Origin of the sequence: Rhizobium sp. Root708 (genome assembly GCF_001429725.1) — a bacterium.
GTDB lineage: Bacteria > Pseudomonadota > Alphaproteobacteria > Rhizobiales > Rhizobiaceae > Rhizobium.
In genome coordinates this window covers 338,121-355,363 of sequence record NZ_LMHV01000041.1, presented here as the reverse complement: position 1 = coordinate 355,363, position 17,243 = coordinate 338,121, and the positions used below count along the sequence as shown (strand labels likewise).

The window sequence follows — 17,243 nt, the reverse complement described above, 5'->3', positions numbered from 1 at the left end:
CGTTTCCTCCTCTTGAAGACCGGAATGATGGGGCTGCGCACCTGCGGACGAGTCCGCAGGTTACCTGTCAAATGGAAAACGTGATCGTATGCTCTCCCTGGCCCAGCTTAAGCTCTTGTGCTGGTTCGATCACCTTACCGTCTGCTGTCAACTGCTTGCGGTCATCGCGGCCCTTCAAGCGCGCCGTGACGCCTTCGGGCAAGGAAAGGCGGCAGGTGACGTTGCTGCCTTCCAGCGACCATCCGGCCTCGATGCGCCCGAAGCGGGTATCGTGCCATGCCGAGACCGGCGACAACGTCGGCAGGATCGACGGATCGAAAGTGATCTCTTCAAAGCCAGGCTTGTCTTCCAGCGGCTTGACGCCGGCGACATCCTCGAACAGCCATTGGCAGACGGCGCCATAGGCATAGTGGTTGTAGCTGTTCATGTCGGGATCGTAGATCGTCCCGTCTTCGGCCAGCGCGTCCCATCTCTCCCAGATGGATGTCGCACCGCGCTCGACCTGATACAGCCAGCCCGGAACCTTGCGGTTAAGGAACATCTTCTCCGCCAGGTCCAGCATGCCGAGCCGGGTAAGGGCTGGTAGCAGGGCAGGGGTGCCGATGAAGCCAGTTCCGATGACGCCGTCCGTCTCCTCCGAGACCCTGCGGAAGTAGGCGCGTCCCGCCTCTTCGTATTCCGCCGGGACAAGGCCGTAAAGGAACGCGAGGGCCCAGGAGGTCTGGTCGTTGTGGGCGATGCGGCCCGACGGCGAGAAGAACTCGTTCTTGAACGCCGACCTGATCTGCTGGGCGCGGCCATCGAGACGACCGGCGTCGGACTTCTTGCCAAGGATGCCAGCAATCTTTGCTGTCAGCTCGGTCGAAATGAAGTGATAGAGCGTTGCGGCGCAATCGTCGGCAACTGTCGGTCGCGGCTTACGGTTGTCGCCGACCGGCTGCAGCCAGTCGCCAAAGGTAAAGCCGTGCGCACCCCAGACCGCGGGCGGACGGATGATCGGACCGTCGGAGATGCCCCAGAGATAGTCCAGCCACCGCAGCATGGCGGGGAAGCATTCTTCCAGGACCGATACGTCGCCATAGTGCAGGTAGAGCTGCCACGGGATGATGACGATCGCATCACCCCAGCCTGTGGAACCTGCCCAGTCGCCGCGTCCATCGATCGGGTGAAGCCTTGTCGGGTCAGGCGAGAAATGCGGAACCGCACCATCTGGGCGCTGGTCGTGCATGACGTCACGAAGGAATTTCTTGAGGAACGAACCGCTGTCGGCCAGCCAGCAGGCCGTTCCGGCGAAGACCTGCGCGTCGCCCGTCCAGCCGAGACGCTCATCGCGCTGGGGGCAGTCCGTCGGGATTTCGATGAAATTCGACCGTTGCGACCAGATGGTGTTCTCGACGAGCTTGTTCACGGCGTCGACCCCGGACGTAAATCCGCCAGCGGCCTCCGGTACGGAGGAGATCGGCACCATGGCGATGCTGAGCAACTCGGCGCGTCCCGTGATGGTGAGGCGCGCATAGCGGAAGCCCATGAAGGTGAAGATCGGAGCGTAGACTTCCTCGCCTTCGCCGGCCAGCGTGTAGGTGAGTTCGGCGCGGGCGCTGCGGTAGTTGCGGTTGTCGAAGAAGCGATCCGGCCCAAGGACCTCGGAATGCTCGACGCGAACGGTGGCACCGGCGTCGCCTTTCAGGCGAAGTCGGATGTAAGCCCCGGCGTTCTGCCCGAAGTCGTAAACTGTCCGGCCGTCGGTCTCGACCCACTGATCAACAGGCGCCCGCTCGGCAAGTTCCTTCACAGCCTTCGTCTCGTGGGGGACAAGCAACTGCTTGTCGAAGGCAAGGACCTCGACGCCGCTGGTGTCCTGCGGGCGGATCCGGGCATCGAAGTCCTCTCCGAAATAAATGCCGTTTCGGGTGACCGGCGTAAATCCGCTGGTCCAGCGCTCATCGGTCTTCAGCAGGGCTTTTCCATCGGCGCTGATTTCCGCGATCGCTGCCGTGCGGTCGCCCCAGCAATTGTACACGGGGTTCAACGCCCACATCAGCTGACTGCGATACCATCCATCGCCGAGCCAGATTTCGATCCGGTTGCTGCCAGGCCGCAGTGACTTGGCGATGTCATAGGTCTGGTAGGCGATCCGGTCGTCATAGCAGGTCCAGCCGGGGGTCAGGAGATCGTTGCCGATGCGCTGCCCATTGATGTAGGCGCGATAGAGGCCGAGTGCGGAAATGCGCAGGGTTGCCGAGGACGGCACAGCGCCGAGTTCGAATTCGCGGGCAACGAACGTGCCGGCGGTGCCCTGACCCGCGTCGCATTGCGGCGCAATCATCGATGCAGAAAACTGAAATAGTGAGCCGCTGGCGCCGTTGTCCGCAGCATCGCTGTGGCCAGTCACGATCTTCATCACGAAACCTCCCTCGACCGCCGTAAGCCAGCAGTCTCATCTTTTTTGTGTATCGTTCTATGTATATCATTCTACATTCCGGATTGCCGCGCAAGCATTTTGTGCGTATAATTTTTGGGAGCCGGGGATAGAGACGTATAATAATGAAAAATCAAATTGTTACCGCGACACAGGAGCGGATCACGATCCGCCATGTGGCACAGGACGCCGGTGTTTCCGTCGCGGCAGTGTCCAAGGTCCTCCGCAACGCTTACGGCGTGAGCGAGGCCCTGCGGACCAAGGTCGAAGCTTCGATCGAAAAGCTGAATTATCGGCCGTCGGTTGCCGCGCGGGGTATGCGCGGGCGCACCTACACGGTTGGCATCCTCGTCATCGAGCTATCGAACCCTTTCCTTCCGGGGGTGATCGAGAGCGCCAATACAATGCTGTCGGAAAACGGCTACAAGTCGCTGATCGGTATCGGTCGTTCTGCAAGCCCGATCGAGGCATCCATGATCGAGTCGATGATCGACAACCGGATGGACGGCGTATTGATCATCGCGCCCCGTATCTCGGGCAAGGTGCTGGAACGCTATGCGCGCCAAATCCCGATCGCCGTGATCGCCCACCATGAGCCACATGCGCAAACCTACGACACCGTTAATTCCGACGATCGGAAGGGAGCAGCGCTTGCAGTCGAGGTTGCAGTGAGCCAAGGCTACCGGGACATAGCGATGCTCGGCTACGACCTTCTCGATTCCCCATCGACCGTCGTCGCGCTTCAGCGCGAGATGGGCTACGTGGAGGCGATGAAGCAGGCGGGACTGGAAAGCCGGGTCATCCGATTGCCGCCCGTAGCCGAAAACCGCGAGGCTGCGATCAGAGACTTCCTGGCGACGGCGAATCGCCCGAGAGCGGTTTTCGTTTGGTCGGATCTCGACGCGGTACCTTTGATCAATGCTGCAAGAACCAGCGGCATCCGGGTTCCGGAAGATTTGGCGATCATCGGTTACGACAACTCGCCGATGGCCGCCATTCCGCTCGTGGGCCTGACAAGCGTTGACCAGAACGCGGTTGAGCTTGGCCGAATGGCCTCCGAAGTCCTGATGGGTCGCATCGACGGGCGTCAGGAAGCACGGCATGTGCTGATCGAGCCGCATGTCGAGCTTCGCGGGAGTACCTGAAGATCGATCTCACTCGTGGATCGAAGCGACGAGCCTTCGGCAAGCATCGACTAGGTTCGGCTCCTGAAGCAAGGCGCCGCCGACGAGATACATGACGTCATTGCCGTAAGCCTCGCGCATCTCGGGCACGCGGTTCAACGTCATTCCGCCACCCGGCGCAACCGCAATCGCCTTTAGTCCCGAGAGTTCAACGCTGCATGCATCGGCGATCGACAGGCATTCGTCCCGGGTGAAGCCGAAGCGACCGCCGAAATTCGGATAGATGACGGCGTCAGCGCCCATCAGCCGATGCAGCGTTCCGAAGAAAACGCCGTGCGCGAAGCCTGCTTCTGAGGAGACGACATTCGCGCCGCTGAAGGCAGGGTGCGAGACGATCGGGAGCGTGAAGCTTCGGTCGGCAGCGAGCGTGCGTACGACATCATAACCGGTCAAGGCAGGGGCGATCATCACAGCGCCGGCGCCAGCCTCTTCGGCCTGTTTTGCGCGTTCGATCACGGCGGTTGCCGGCCCCGTGACGTTCGGCACGAAGCTGGTGTTCCGCCCGCTCTTCGCATTGGCTTCGCCGACCGCTTCGATGCAGGCTTTCAATCGCTCGTCGAAAGGCGCGGTCCGCTGACTGACGAGGCCGTGGTCGTCCTTGACGTAGTGCATTCCCCCGAGGGCAAAATCATGTGCGAGGCGAGCAAGGGCTGCGCTCGACAGGCCGACCGGCTTGATCGCAGACATGACCAGCGGGCCGGCATCGATTCCAGCACGGGCCCGCAGCCCGGCGATCCCGTGGCGCGGCCCCGGGCACATCTTGATGATTCCAGGCGAAGGCGAGATCGCTTCCACGCGTAGACCTGGCTTGATCGAGCTATTGCCAAACACGATGTTCAGGAATTGCGGAAAGTCACCGCCGACGTCATCCTCCGAATAGGAAATTGTCGCGAGATAACCACGCCGCCCTGCCGTATCCTCCTGAAGCATTGCCAGCCTGCCGAGGATTTCGTCTTCGACATACCCGGTCGGAACGGCGTTTCGCGGAATCTCCACCGTTTGCTCGAGGGCAATGTCGAGGGCACGCATCTTCGCTTCAGCCGCGTCGTCAGCCGCAACGAAATACGTCACTGTGAAGCGGGCGGCCATCAGAGTGCCTCGGCCTTCTGCGCGGAATGGACATGATCGAGGCGCACCTCGGCCAGTTCTTCCTCCCCGATGTCGAGCGATGTGCCAAGCAGTTGCTCTATTGCTGCAACAAGAGCGCCGGCATCGAGGCCATACTTTTTCATGAGATACGGCTTTGAAGCGCCGTGCGCGAAGGTATCATTCAGTCCGAGGCGCTTGAGGCGGATGCCCATTCCTTCCTCCGCCAGCAATTCGGCGACCAGGGAGCCCAGACCACCGACGATCGTGTGGTTTTCCAGCGTGACGATCCCCTTCTTGCCGCGGGCGGCATCCAGAAGAGTATCGCGGTCGAATGGCTTGAGCGTGGATGCGTGCAGGTGATGGACGCCGATGCCGCGAGCGCTCAACGGCCGGCTGGCGCGAAGCGCCTCCTCGGTGCACACGCCCGCACTGACAACAAGAATATCGCCTCCGCTTGAAAGGGTGCGAAGCCGGTTGAATTCGAAGGGCGTCGAAAAGAGGCGCGGCACTTCCCCACGAAGGACGCGCACATAGACCGGCCCATCGATCCTGTCAGCCACTTCGAGCACCGTTTCGACTTCCGTCGCGTCGCCGGTTTCAAGCACCGTCATGTTGGGGATCGCCCGCATGACCGCGATATCCTCGATTGCCTGGTGGGTGATGCCGCCCGGTGTCGTAATCCCGGGCAGAAAACCCATCAAACGCACTCTCCGGTTCGAATAGGCGATGGAGTTGATCAGCTGGTCATAGGGGCGGCGATAGAGGAAGACCGAGAACGTATGAACGAACGGCCGATAGCCCTGCATGGCCAGGCCGCCGGCAAACGAGAGCATGTTTTGTTCGGCCATGCCGAGCGAAAGAAACTGGTCCGGGTGGCGGTCCCTGAAACCGTCGACCTCGCAAGACGAGGTAAGGTCGGCCGACAAGCAGAGCACATCGGCACGCGCGCTGGCGAAGGTCTCGAAGGCGCGGGCATAGGGACGATTGACGATTTCGACCATGGTCAGGCACCTTCCATCGCGCGCGTATCAATTCCGAGTTCGCCGGCGAGCGCCGCCTGCATTTCCAACCGCTCTTCGGCGCTCTTGAAGCGTACGTAATGAAGGCGCGGAAAGCGCTTTTTCAGATAGGTCATGCCCTGAAACGGCGACGTCTGGGCGAGGATCACCAGCGGCTTTCCGGGCTCTGCACTGTCGGCGGCCGTCCGCAGCGCATCGAGGCTGTGCCCGTCGACCGAACGGCAGGTGACGCCGAATGCGGCGATGCGCGAGGCAAGGTCGCCAAGGTCCAACACCGAAGACATCGCGCCGTCGCATTGCTGGCTGTTTACGTCGACGATGACCCTGATGTTGTCGATGCGATGATGGGCCATGGCCACCAGGCATTCCCAGGTTTGTCCTTCCTGGAATTCCCCGTCCGACATATAGACCCAGACCTTGCCGGGTTCGCCTTTTCGCTGACGTGCCCAGGCAACACCGGAGGCCATCGACAGGCCCTGCGCCAGAGAACCGGTCGTCACTTCCATGCCGGGGCTGTGCTCGGCGCCGATCATCTCGACCGAGCTGCCATCCTTGTTGAAGTGGTCAAGTGCGTGCTCGTCCATGCGTCCGGCTTCAATCAGGGCGGAATAAACGACGAGGGCGTAGTGGGCAGGCGAGATGAAGAGACGGTCGAAGTTCGGCCCGACAGGCCCATGGTAGCCAGCGCCCGTGAAGGCATCCGGGTTGTGCGACGAGGGAACGCCGCCGAAGGGCAGTGGCACCTTGGGAAGCGTCGGCTCGCCAAGCTGGAGAAGCTCATTGTAGAGGATCCCCAGGCTTTCCGCCGCGGAGCAGGCCTGGCTGAGATAGCCGCCATTGTTCTTCATCGTGTGGAAGAAGACGCGCCGACGGATGCCGAGCGCGAATTCCTCGGTGGTCTGCTGGTTGGTCAGGGCCATTGTCAGCTCCGTTCGGGGAAGAGTGCCTTGAGGCCTTCAGGCGACGGTGTCGCAACGCCACGTTCGGTAATGAGGCCGGTGATCAGCCGCGCCGGCGTTACGTCGAAGGCCGGATTGGCCGCGGGGCTGCCTTCGGGAGAGATACGCACGGTCGAAATCGACCCATCCGGCGCACGCCCCTGCACGAAGCTCACTTCCTCGCTTGCCCGCTCTTCGATCGGGATCTCCGCGATACCGTCGTGAACCGTCCAGTCGATCGTTGGTGAGGGAAGGGCCACGTAGAAAGGAATGTCGTTGTCCCGCGCGGCGAGTGCCTTGAGATAGGTTCCGATCTTGTTGCAGACGTCACCATTGGCGGTGGTGCGATCCGTGCCGACGATCACCATGTCGATGTCACCGTGCTGCATCAGGTGGCCGCCTGCATTGTCGACGATGAGCGTATGCGACACGCCGTGGCCGTTCATTTCCCAGGCGGTGAGGTAGGCGCCCTGATTGCGCGGGCGTGTTTCGTCGACATAGACGTGAACCGGAATACCCTCTTCGACCGCCATGTAGATCGGCGCCGTCGCCGTGCCGTAGTCAACCGTCGCCAGCCAGCCGGCATTGCAATGGGTGAGGATGCGAACCGGCTCGCCGGGCTTTTTCCGTGCAGCAATGTCGCGGATGATTTCGAGACCGTTCGCGCCGATCGCGCGGTTAAGCTGAACATCCTCCTCCGCGATTTCCGCTGCCTTTTTGTAAGCAGCGTCGGCGCGGGCCTCGGGCGGTAGCGGCAGCAGATGATCGCGCATCGCGTTCAACGCCCAACGTAGGTTGATCGCCGTTGGCCGCGTTTCGTTTAGTTGGTCCCACACCGCGTTGAGATGCGCATCGGAAGGATCTTTAGCCATGGCGATTGCCATGCCGTAAGCAGCAGTGACGCCGATCAGCGGTGCACCGCGTACCCACATGTCGCGAATTGCGACCGCGATGTCCGCGACCGTCTTCAATGTAACGACGCGGAATTCATGCGGGAGCCAGCGCTGGTCGATGATGTCGACGGCGCGACCATCTTCGTTAAGCCAGATCGTGTGGTAGTGTCGTTCTCCGACTTTCACGCGAGTGTCTCCTTCTGCAGCCGTTCCACCGTTGCGCGGATGTCGCCCAGGCAATGGATACGGTGTCGGTTGACGGCGAGATGACGCCCGAGCTTCAGCGCCTTGGCTTCACAGGAAGCACGGCGGTCGGGGTCGGCGATCGTTTCGAAATCGGCATTGTGGGCAAGGCCGAGGATACGGCGATGAATTTCGATGCCTGCGAAGCCCAGCATCTCCCGATAGATTTCGTCGAGTACGATGTTGAGAGCCTGTTCGGCGGCAAGCGGGTCGCCGCGTTCCTCGAAGAGCCGTGCCTGGTAAAGGATGCCCTTGCGCTCGTTGCGCCAAAGGGTCGCGAACTCGGCGCGGAAGGTGTGCCAGATGGTGTCGACGGTCTCCAGCAGGTAGTCGCGCATCTCATCGCGTTCGCCGGGTGCCGTTTCGTGACCGCTCTGGGAAAAGTAGCTCATCCAGAAATTGGCGAGCAGCATGCCGATGTCAAAGCTGATCGGCCCGTAAAAGGCAAATTCGGGGTCGATCACCTTGGTTTCGTTGTCCGTCACCATCACCGAACCGGTGTGCAGATCGCCGTGGCAAAGGGTCTCGGCCTTCGCGGAGAAGAGATGCTTCAACCTCTGTGCCTCGACCTTGAGATCTCGATCGGCCCGCAGTTCCGCGACGAGGGGATCAAGCTGGGGCGAGGTATGACGGTTCATCGCAGCTTCAAAGTATGGATCCGAGAACACCAGGTTCTCGGTGATGTCGCAGAGTTCCACATTGTCGGCGAAGAGCGCCATGTCGGCTTTCTTCTCATGGGTCGGCAAGGAGAGATCGGAGCCGCGAAATAGCGTGCGGGCAACGAACAGGCCAAGATCCCTGCCGATCCGCGAAAGCTCGCGGCCCTCAATGAGCGCCCGGCGCAGGATCACGTGCGGCGTCAGGTACTCCATGACGATGATCGCCTGGGCCATGTCGAAAACGTAGATTTCCGGGATCGTACCCGGATCACGCGCGGATTGGCGCACGAGTGCGTGATACTCGAAAAAGGAGCGCTTCAGTGGCAGAGGCCAGCTTTCGCCAACCAGCCGGACATATGGCAGCGCCTGCTTGACAATGGCGGCGCCCTTGTCGCCGCTGACGATAAAGACGAGGTTGAGGTTGCCGTCGCCGACTTCCCGAACATTCCAGTGGGTGTGATCCGCACCGATCTTGTCCTTGAGCACATCATTGCTGCCAAGTCGGTTCGGCAAGGTCTCGGCGCTGAGCGCCTCGAAGACTTGCTTGTCCATGTGGTTCTCCTCCTGCACATGGCGCGGCCTCCAACCGCACAACGCCATGTCCCTGACGCTAGCTAAGGCGTCATTCTGTCAAATGTCAATGGCCTTGACATTTGATGATAGCCTATCTTAACCTGACGAAATTGGGAGGAGATCATGAGCGAACGAGCTGTGTTTCGCATCGAGGGCGTGCGCAAATCCTTTGGGGCCGTACAGGTGCTCCAAGGGGTGGATCTCGACCTCAATGCCGGAGCCGTTACGGTTCTGATGGGCGCGAATGGTGCGGGAAAGTCGACGCTCGTTCGTATCCTAAGCGGTGTCTACGCGCTTGACACCGGCTCGATGAAGCTTGCCGGCGAGGCTTTCGAGCCGTCGACGCCCGCGCAGGCGATCCGTTCGGGCGTCGTGACGGTTCACCAGAATATCAATGACGGAGTGGTCGCCGATCTCGATGTCGCAACCAACCTGACGTTGGATCGGCTGAGTGGACGCGGCGCGCGTACCCTTTTCAATCCGCGCCGTGTGCGCCGTGAAGCTGCGGCGGTTGCCGCCCGGATGGGGCTGGATATTGATCTCGGTGCTGATGTCAGCGACCTCACGCTTGCCGACCGTCAGATGGTGGCGATTGCCCGCGCCATGGCGCATGAACCGAAGGTTCTGGTTCTCGATGAGCCGACGTCGTCGCTTTCCAGCGCGGAAGCCGAACGACTGTTCGAGCTTGTCGATCGGCTGAAGGCGCGCGGTGTGGCGATCCTTTATATCTCGCACCGCATGTCGGATATCCGCCGGCTGGCCGATAGCATCGTAGCACTTCGCGATGGGCGTATCACCGGTCGTTTTGAAGGACCTGACATCGATTATGAAGGTGCGGTCAATGCGATGCTCGGCCGGACGATCGCCGCGGGCACCATCGCGCTGCGGGATGCAAGCGCTCCTGTCCTGAAAGTCAGTAACCTCAAGCTTACGGAACGCTCACGCCCGATCCACCTGGAGCTCGGAGAGGGCGAAGTCGTCGCGGTTACCGGTCTTGTCGGTGTCGGCAAGACCGCGCTTGCGGAAACGCTTTTCGGCGCCAGGGCGCCAATTGCCGGCGACATGATGCTTCATGGCGAGCGATACGCGCCGAGGAATACCGCGCAGGCCATCGCAAGCGGAGTGTTTCTCGTGGCCAAGGATCGGTCCGAGAGCGGAATCGTTCCTGATTTCAACGTCTACGAAAACATGAGCCTACCGTTCCTGCGTCGCCTGTCGCGCCTCGGCATTTCGAACCGTCGCGCCGAGCGCTCGAAAGCGCGGGGGCAGATCGCGTCGCTCGGCATAGTCTGCCGCAGCGAGCGCAACGACATGCAGACATTGTCGGGCGGCAATCAGCAGAAGGTCATGGTCGGACGATGGCTCTCCGAGCCGTCACGTCTTCTCATCCTCGATGAACCATTTCAGGGTGTCGATATCGCCGCGCGGCGTGACATTGGCGCGAAGCTTCGCGCTACCGCGGCCGGTCGCGCCACGATCGTTTTCCTCACGGAACTCGACGAAGCCCTGGAGGTCGCCGACCGCATTCTTGTCATGTCGGAACACACTGTTGTCGGCGAGCATCGCAACGCCGACATCGACGTCGAGCGCCTGCTGTCGGAGATAGCGGGTCAATTCTATCAGCAGGTCAGCGCAATATGAGCAGCGAACAGAGCAAGGCCACGCCCATGACGTCCGTCGTCCCGACCGCGCCGGGCTTGCGGGAGATGGTGATCAAGTACGGGTTCCTCGTGCTTCTCGCCGGCATGGTCATCTATTTCTCGCTCGTCACCGGCGGCTTCGCCTCGCCGCAGAGCGCCGTATTCATCTTCCAGTCCGTATCGATCACCGGCATCCTCGCGCTTGGTGTCACCGCGACGCTGGTGGTCGGTGGATTTGATCTCTCGATCGGCTCGGTTGCGACGACGGCGATGATGGCCTCGTCCTACGTGATGGTGGTGATGGGCGGCGACGCCTTGACCGCGACGCTTGTCTGCCTGGCGATCGGCGTGCTGGTCGGCCTGATCAACGGCATCATCATCGTCTACATGCGGGTGCCGGATCTGCTTGCGACGCTTGGGATGATGTTCCTGTTACTCGGCCTGCAGCGCATCCCGACGGAGGGGCGGTCGATTGCGACCGGGATGACCCTGCCGGACGGATCCGTGGCAAGCGGCACCTTCAGCCCGGCCTTCCTTGCGCTTGGGCGCCACCGCTTCGATCTCATTCTGCCAAATCTCGTGCCTGTGTCGGTCGTGGTGCTGATCGTGCTGGCGATCGTGATCTGGTTCTTCCTGGAGTACACTCGGTTCGGTCGCATGATGTATGCGGTTGGCTCCAACGAGCGCGCCGCAAGCCTCGCCGGCGCCCCGGTCAATGCCTACAAGATCTCGGCTTACATCATCTCGGGCGTCTTCGCATCGATCGGCGGGATCCTTCTCGCGGCGCGTCTCGGCCGCGGCGATATTGCCTCCGGCAACAATCTTCTGCTCGATGCCGTTGCTGCGGCGCTCATCGGCTTTGCGGTCATGGGAGCCGCCAAGCCGAACGCGTTCGGAACAGCGGTCGGCGCCCTCTTTGTCGGCATCCTTCTTCAAGGGCTGACGATGATGAACGCGCCCTATTACACACAGGACTTCGTGAAGGGCGCCGTCCTCGTGATCGCCCTGATCTTCACCTTTGCCCTCTCGAAAAGAGGCAAACCCTGACGGGCGCTGCCCGCAGGCGGATAGACAAGGTTCACCAGTGGAGGAGACTGAAATGAACATAACACGCAGAACCCTGGGCAAGTTAACGCTCGGGCTGATGGGCGCGACGGCATTCGCCGGCCCGTTGGCAGCAGCAGACATGCCAAAGCCATTCGACAAGCCGGGCGACGTGAAGATCGCGCTCGTGCGCTATCTGTCGACCGGTGACTTCTTCCAGTCGTACCTTGCCGGTGTGGAGGCACAGGCAAAGGCGCTCGGCGTTCAGTTGCAGGTTTTCGACAGCCGCCAGGATGCGGCGCTCCAGGCTGACATGGTCGACCAGGCCATCGCGCTCGGCGTCCAGGGCATCATCATCCAGCACGGCCTGACGGAATCCATGAAGGAAGCCGCGCAGCGTGCGATCGATGCCGGTATCAAGGTTGTCGCCTTCGACGTCAATGTCGAGAACGACAAGATTCCCCAAGTCGAGCAGTCGGACCGCGACCTTGCCCGCCTGGCTCTGGAGCAGGCGGTGAAAGACAACGGCGAAAGCTTCAAGGCCGGCTACGTCTACGTAGCGGGTATTGCGCCGCTCGACCGTCGCGACGAGACCTGGAAGCAGTTCAAGGCAAAGTACAACGGCATCAATGAAGCCGCGCAATTCGGCACGATGGACAATCCGATTGCCAACTCCGTCGCGAACCAGGCCCGCTCGGTAATCACCGCCAACCCCGATATCACCGTGATGTTTGCGCCCTACGACGAATTCGCCAAGGGCGTGAAAATCGCCGTCGACGAGGCGGGTTTGTCGTCGAACGTAAAGATCTACTCCGCCGACATTTCCACGCCTGACATCGCGGCGATGCGTGAATCGGGTTCTGCCTGGGCCGCGACGGCTGCAACGAATCCGGCGGTCGTTGGCCAGGTCTCGGTGCGTTCGCTGGCAATGCTTCTGGCGGGAGAAGATCCGGGCCATCAGGTTATCGTGCCGCCGACGCTGATCACGCAGAAAGATCTGAATGATCAGGACATCAAGAACATGGAAGAACTCGGCGTGAAGCTGCCGCAGTTCGCGCATGCCGAGGTTGCCATGCCTGCCTGGATGCCGAAGCCCTAAGCCGGTAGCATTCGCAAAGAGAAAGGGACGGCCGATCAGCCGTCCCTTTTTTCGTTCTCCGATTTAGTTCCGCGGGGTGGCCATGCCTTACCTAGCGCATTGCGGCTGCGATGTTGCCGCCGTCAACAGTTGTGACATCGGCCGTCGTGCGCTCCGCGAGAGCGTGATGGATGAAGGCTCTCGCCACATCATCAGCCGTCACCTCGAGGCCGAGAAGGTTGCCGGCCATATATTCGTCGGTTGATACACCGCGTGCGGCCGATCGGTTCGCAATCATCTCGTCGTTCAGCAGACCGGAGCGGATCCGGTCGGCGTTGACGGCGTTGACGCGGATGCGGTCCGCGCCATGCTCCAGCGCGTACTGCCGGGACAAGAAGAGTGTCGCGGCCTTCGGCAAGCCATAGGCGCCGAATTTTGCCCCCGGATTGACCGCCTGTTTCGAAGCGTTGAACAACAGGACGCCGCCGGTTTCCTGGGCCTTCATGATGCGCACGGCGTTCTGCGCCACAGTCTGGTGGGCGAAAAAGTTGAGCTCGAAGCTCTTTCGCAAAAGCGCATCGTCCATCGTGGCGATCGGGCTCTCCCAGGCGGCGCCGGCATTGGAGACGACGATGTCGACGCCGCCGAACCTCGACACCGCTGCATCGAAAGCGGCGCGCACAGACGCGGGATCCGTGATGTCGCAGCCCAGTCCGATCGCGCCGTTACCGACGGCCTTGGCGATCGCGGCTGCCTTTTCACCGTCGAGGTCAACGACAACGGCATGCGCGCCTTCCGCGACGAAGGCTTTCACGATCGCAGCGCCAATAGCGCCGGCGCCGCCGGTAACGAGCACAACCTGGCCGGTAAACGGCTTCGGCTTGGCGCCGCTGAGCTTTGCCTGCTCGAGCGACCAATATTCGAGATCGAAGAGGTCCGAACGGCTTACCGGCTCGAAACGTCCGACCGATTCAGCGTCGCGTGCTGCCTCGATCCACATTTCGCCGACATCGGCAGCGATCGCGGCATCCTTGTAGGTGCGTCCATGCCCGAACATGCCGACGCCGGCCACCAGGGTCAGCCGCGGCTTCGGATCGAGCATGACGCGTTTGACGTCGTCGCGGGCGTCATTGCCACGGAAATACTCGGTGTAGTCGGCGACAAAGGATGCAACGCGCTCATCGATGACGGCGCGATAGTCGCCCAACGCATCTTGCGCCGGCGCCGGCAACACTACCGGGCCAGTCTTGATGCGGATCGAAAGGTCGGGTGTCGAGACGCCGCGTGCGGCCATATCATCGACCTCAGCCGCGTTGACGAAATCGAGGATTGCCGGGGAACTCCGGAAAACGCTCACCATGCGATCGAAGCGGCCGTTACCCTTGTCGACGGCCACCGCGCCGCGCAGCATCGGCGCAATGTCATTGGGGCCTGCAATAGCGGCGGGTAAGCGGGCGGACGTGAAAGGATTGCGTCCGTTGTGCCTGACATAGTCCTCGGCAAGCGTGACGTAGTGGATCATCCGGTCATAGGCCTCTTTGGCCGTCTCGGCGAAGGTGAAGATTCCATGCTTGTCGAGGATCAGCCCCTCGACTGTCGGGTCTTGCTCGAACACCTCCGCGGCCGCCTTTGCGAGAGCAAAACCGGGCATGATGTAAGGCACGAAGCCCATCTTCTTGCCGAACAGTTCCTGCGACATCGTTCGGCTGGCGGCCTGGTCGGCAATCGCAAGGATCGCCGTGGAATGGGTATGATCGACGAACTTGTGCGGCAGGAAGGCATGCAGCAGCGCCTCAACCGACGGATTCGGAGCAGCGGGATCCATGAGATTGGCGCGCAGCAGCGTGACCATGTCTTCATCCGATAACTTTTCGAACCTGCGGCTTTTCAGAAGTGGGCCCATCTTTACGGCAGGCAGGCCGGGGGGCTCGATGGTGCCCATGTCCCATCCGCTTCCCTTCACGCACAACACCGCGTGCGTATCGCCGACCATATCGGTGGCTTCGGTCTTGACGGACGTGTTTCCACCGCCATGGAGAACGAGACGAGGTTCACCGCCCAGAAGCCGGGTCGTATAGGTTCGCAGCGCAAGGTCACGGCCGATGCCCTTCGCTGCGTAGTCGGCGACAACCTTCTCCGCCGTGTCGTCCCGCCACAGATTTTCCATTGTATGTTCCTCCCGATAAATCGGCTGCACCGAGGGCTGCCTGATGAAACCTAGGCGGCGCCTGGAGCGCCTTTGCCAAGCCCTTCCCGGTTCCAGCGCTCCATGACTTTACGCGCCATCGAGGTGGTAACGATGAGATGCGATGCGAAACCGCCCCTGAGGGCAGCCATCAGCGGCTCGAACTTGTTGTCTTCCTGCACGACAAGCATGCGCTTCTTGATGGCGCGGATCGAACTCAGATCGGCGGATATGCAGCGCCGGTTATGGGCGCAATCCATCCATTGCCCGTCACGATCGATCAGCTGTCCGGCGATGACGCCGGCGGCACCGTTCTTTCCAAGCGTATGCATGTCTTCCGCCGAAAGCGCGCCGCATTTGACGAGGTGACTGTCATCCTCGATGCCGCCGACCGAGTAGAGAGCCAGCTGACAATCGGAGATCGTCGCAAGCTGCTCCTTGATGACGGGCTCGCCGCGCAATTCTTCGGCAAGGCGCTCGGTCGAAAGCACGAGCGGTGCGTAGAAGTTAATGCCTTCGGCATTCAGGCGGCGGGCAATTTCGGTCGTGCATTGATCCGGACGGTAGGAGTAGGGCGCGCCGAGGTTTCCGCAAAGCTGCACAACCGTTACCCCGCGCAGATCCGCGAATGGCATCACGTCGGCGATATGATAGACGGTACGGCCCCACGCCACGCCGATCCGGTCGCCTTTCTCGATCAGCTCGAGGAAAACCGAGGCCGCCACTACAGGCATTTCCGCCGCAGGATCCATAGCCTGCCGGTCCTCAGGAACGATCCAGGCAGTCGTCAAACCTGTTGCGTCCTCGAGCTCGCGGGCGAGAACGTCGTCCGAAAACAACTCGGAAGACGTGGTGATCGTGACGATGCCCATTTCACGCGCGCGGCGGAGATAGGCCGCGATTGATGCGCGGGAAATTTCCAGCTTCTGTGCGACCTCGTCCTGGCGCAGGCCGTGATTGTAATAGAGCCAGGCGGCCTTATGGATGATCTGGTCGGTGGCGCGGATGGGCATGGGGGCCTTTCAAGAATCTGTTCTGACATAATTCATCGATGCTGACAAAAGTCAATGCGATGATGAGGAGCTGGTCCGGCCAGGCCTCCGTGAAACTTCTGACAGCCCGTCATGCTTGGAGTTCTCGGCGTGTCGACGCCAAAGCAGCACCTGATCGCAGGCGCTCGTCGCTCCTATGGAATAGAAGCGATTTCAAGGCTATTACGGCAACGAGAAGATAGGTGACAGCCTACGAGGACCGTCAGAGCCAACGGCAGGACGCTTCCCAGCATGGATGCCCACGCATGCGAGCCTGGCCAGTTCAGGAAGCACGCGCCGGCGTGCTCCCGCAATCGCGGGCGCAAGCGGGCTGCCAACTTCGGTTCTTGTCTGGCTTAAAGGATATAGCTGATCGGCGCGTGGCTCACGGGGTGAGGGAACACGCCCATTTCGACGCCGAAAACGGATTTCAACACGTCGGACTGAACGATCTCGCCGGGGCGTCCCCGCGCGGAAATCCGGCCGTTGTTGAGCGCAACGATCTCGTCGCAGTAGCGGGCCGCGAGATTGATGTCGTGGAGAACCACGACGATGGTCAAGCCGCGTTCGTGGCTGAGTTCGCGCAGAAGAGCGAGCACGCCATCCTGGTGCAGCAGATCGAGCGCAGAAGTCGGCTCATCGAGAAGCAGGCAGCTCGCGTTCTGCGCAAGCATCATGGCGATCCAGGCGCGCTGGCGTTCACCGCCCGACATATTGGCAACCAGACTGTCCCGAAACCGCTCAAGGTCTGTTCTCTCAATGGCATCATCGACAAGCTGCTGGTCGCTCTTGGTAAAACGGCCGAGTGTTCCATGCCAGGGAAAGCGGCCGAGGGCGACGAGCTCACGCACGGTCATGCCGTCGGTTGTCGGCGTAAACTGCGGCATGTAGGCGACTTCGCGGGCGAAGGCCCGGGCCTTCCAGTCCGCCGCAGCTTCGCCCTGCAGGCGGACATCGCCCGAGGTGGGAGAGATTTGCCGCGCCATGATTTTCAGAAGCGTGCTCTTGCCGCTGCCGTTCTGGCCGACCAGGCCGTAGACCCGACCTTTTTCAAGCGAGAGATCGATACCGGAGAGGATCAGTTTCTTCTCGGCCTCGTATTGCACCTGAGACATGGACAGGAACGTGGTCGCCATACGAGCATCTCCGAATTCGGCAAAAGCACTTTGAATGTGCCAATGCTTCTGCAAAACCTTACTGGATATGTCAACTTAGAAAGGCGGCATTGTTTTTCCGGGACATCGCGGA

Annotated in this window: 13 protein-coding genes; 4 read left to right on the top strand and 9 right to left on the bottom strand. The window is 61.2% G+C overall.

All coding sequences use genetic code 11. From position 1 onward, the window contains the following. Positions 1–67: 67 nt before the first annotated feature. Positions 68–2,401 (bottom strand): alpha-L-rhamnosidase, encoded by a 2,334-nt coding sequence (locus ASE04_RS22555; protein ID WP_056822431.1) that lies wholly within the window; start codon positions 2,399–2,401, stop codon positions 68–70. Between the two features lie 143 nt (positions 2,402–2,544). On the opposite strand from ASE04_RS22555, the gene ASE04_RS22550 reads away from it, so the two are divergent. Next, positions 2,545–3,564, top strand: coding sequence for a LacI family DNA-binding transcriptional regulator (locus tag ASE04_RS22550; protein ID WP_056822425.1), 1,020 nt, complete (start codon positions 2,545–2,547; stop codon positions 3,562–3,564). Positions 3,565–3,573: 9 nt separating this feature from the next. Here ASE04_RS22550 and ASE04_RS22545 read toward each other — a convergent pair whose 3' ends face one another. Genes ASE04_RS22545 through mtnK form a run of 5 tightly spaced genes read right to left on the bottom strand, consistent with a single transcriptional unit; the run spans position 3,574 to position 8,996 of the window. Beyond that, positions 3,574–4,692 carry a RuBisCO large subunit C-terminal-like domain-containing protein gene (locus ASE04_RS22545; protein ID WP_056822412.1) on the bottom strand — a complete coding sequence of 373 codons (1,119 nt, stop codon included), beginning with the start codon at positions 4,690–4,692 and terminating at the stop codon, positions 3,574–3,576. Continuing rightward, positions 4,692–5,693 carry a transketolase family protein gene (locus ASE04_RS22540; protein ID WP_056822402.1) on the bottom strand — a complete coding sequence of 334 codons (1,002 nt, stop codon included), beginning with the start codon at positions 5,691–5,693 and terminating at the stop codon, positions 4,692–4,694. The genes ASE04_RS22545 and ASE04_RS22540 overlap by 1 nt, the downstream gene beginning before the upstream one ends. A 2-nt stretch (positions 5,694–5,695) precedes the next feature. Then, entirely contained in the window at positions 5,696–6,631 is a 936-nt protein-coding gene (locus tag ASE04_RS22535) for a transketolase (RefSeq protein ID WP_056822390.1), read from the bottom strand. A gap of 2 nt (positions 6,632–6,633) precedes the next feature. Beyond that, a complete protein-coding gene (mtnA, locus tag ASE04_RS22530; RefSeq protein WP_056822377.1) occupies positions 6,634–7,728 on the bottom strand; it encodes an S-methyl-5-thioribose-1-phosphate isomerase in 1,095 nt (364 codons plus the stop codon). After that, positions 7,725–8,996, bottom strand: a complete 1,272-nt coding sequence (mtnK, locus tag ASE04_RS22525) for an S-methyl-5-thioribose kinase (RefSeq protein WP_056822372.1) — start codon at positions 8,994–8,996, stop codon at positions 7,725–7,727. Before mtnK ends, mtnA begins: the two co-directional genes overlap by 4 nt. 144 nt (positions 8,997–9,140) lie before the next feature. Here mtnK and ASE04_RS22520 point away from each other — a divergent pair, with 144 nt between their 5' ends. From ASE04_RS22520 to ASE04_RS22510, 3 genes are read left to right on the top strand one after another with little or no spacing between them, the layout of a single operon-like run. Beyond that, positions 9,141–10,658: a sugar ABC transporter ATP-binding protein gene (locus tag ASE04_RS22520; RefSeq protein WP_056822366.1), complete on the top strand. Its 1,518-nt coding sequence runs from the start codon at positions 9,141–9,143 to the stop codon at positions 10,656–10,658. Beyond that, positions 10,655–11,704 carry an ABC transporter permease gene (locus ASE04_RS22515; RefSeq protein WP_056822363.1) on the top strand — a complete coding sequence of 350 codons (1,050 nt, stop codon included), beginning with the start codon at positions 10,655–10,657 and terminating at the stop codon, positions 11,702–11,704. The genes ASE04_RS22520 and ASE04_RS22515 overlap by 4 nt, the downstream gene beginning before the upstream one ends. A 52-nt stretch (positions 11,705–11,756) precedes the next feature. After that, on the top strand, positions 11,757–12,800 hold the full coding sequence (locus ASE04_RS22510) for a substrate-binding domain-containing protein (RefSeq protein WP_056822358.1): 1,044 nt from the start codon (positions 11,757–11,759) through the stop codon (positions 12,798–12,800). A gap of 91 nt (positions 12,801–12,891) precedes the next feature. Here the strand turns inward: ASE04_RS22510 and ASE04_RS22505 are convergent, their stop codons facing one another. From ASE04_RS22505 to ASE04_RS22495, 3 genes are all read right to left on the bottom strand, one after another. Next, the gene (locus tag ASE04_RS22505) at positions 12,892–14,946 is read right to left on the bottom strand and encodes a bifunctional aldolase/short-chain dehydrogenase (RefSeq protein ID WP_056822353.1); all 2,055 of its coding nucleotides are present in this window, start codon (positions 14,944–14,946) and stop codon (positions 12,892–12,894) included. A 50-nt stretch (positions 14,947–14,996) separates the two neighbouring features. Beyond that, a complete protein-coding gene (locus ASE04_RS22500) occupies positions 14,997–15,977 on the bottom strand; it encodes a sugar-binding transcriptional regulator (protein ID WP_056822350.1) in 981 nt (326 codons plus the stop codon). A gap of 374 nt (positions 15,978–16,351) precedes the next feature. Further along, the gene (locus ASE04_RS22495; RefSeq protein ID WP_056822345.1) at positions 16,352–17,131 is read right to left on the bottom strand and encodes an ABC transporter ATP-binding protein; all 780 of its coding nucleotides are present in this window, start codon (positions 17,129–17,131) and stop codon (positions 16,352–16,354) included. Positions 17,132–17,243 lie beyond the last annotated feature (112 nt).

Excerpts from the sequence above, each read along its gene's own strand:
- ASE04_RS22555 (WP_056822431.1), bottom strand. The coding sequence starts at position 2,401 with ATGAAGATCGTGACTGGCCACAGCGATGCTGCGGACAACGGCGCCAGC.
- ASE04_RS22550 (WP_056822425.1), top strand. The coding sequence starts at position 2,545 with ATGAAAAATCAAATTGTTACCGCGACACAGGAGCGGATCACGATCCGC.
- ASE04_RS22545 (WP_056822412.1), bottom strand. The coding sequence starts at position 4,692 with ATGGCCGCCCGCTTCACAGTGACGTATTTCGTTGCGGCTGACGACGCG.
- ASE04_RS22540 (WP_056822402.1), bottom strand. The coding sequence starts at position 5,693 with ATGGTCGAAATCGTCAATCGTCCCTATGCCCGCGCCTTCGAGACCTTC.
- ASE04_RS22535 (WP_056822390.1), bottom strand. The coding sequence starts at position 6,631 with ATGGCCCTGACCAACCAGCAGACCACCGAGGAATTCGCGCTCGGCATC.
- mtnK (WP_056822372.1), bottom strand. The coding sequence starts at position 8,996 with ATGGACAAGCAAGTCTTCGAGGCGCTCAGCGCCGAGACCTTGCCGAAC.
- ASE04_RS22520 (WP_056822366.1), top strand. The coding sequence starts at position 9,141 with ATGAGCGAACGAGCTGTGTTTCGCATCGAGGGCGTGCGCAAATCCTTT.
- ASE04_RS22515 (WP_056822363.1), top strand. The coding sequence starts at position 10,655 with ATGAGCAGCGAACAGAGCAAGGCCACGCCCATGACGTCCGTCGTCCCG.
- ASE04_RS22510 (WP_056822358.1), top strand. The coding sequence starts at position 11,757 with ATGAACATAACACGCAGAACCCTGGGCAAGTTAACGCTCGGGCTGATG.
- ASE04_RS22505 (WP_056822353.1), bottom strand. The coding sequence starts at position 14,946 with ATGGAAAATCTGTGGCGGGACGACACGGCGGAGAAGGTTGTCGCCGAC.
- ASE04_RS22500 (WP_056822350.1), bottom strand. The coding sequence starts at position 15,977 with ATGCCCATCCGCGCCACCGACCAGATCATCCATAAGGCCGCCTGGCTC.
- ASE04_RS22495 (WP_056822345.1), bottom strand. The coding sequence starts at position 17,131 with ATGGCGACCACGTTCCTGTCCATGTCTCAGGTGCAATACGAGGCCGAG.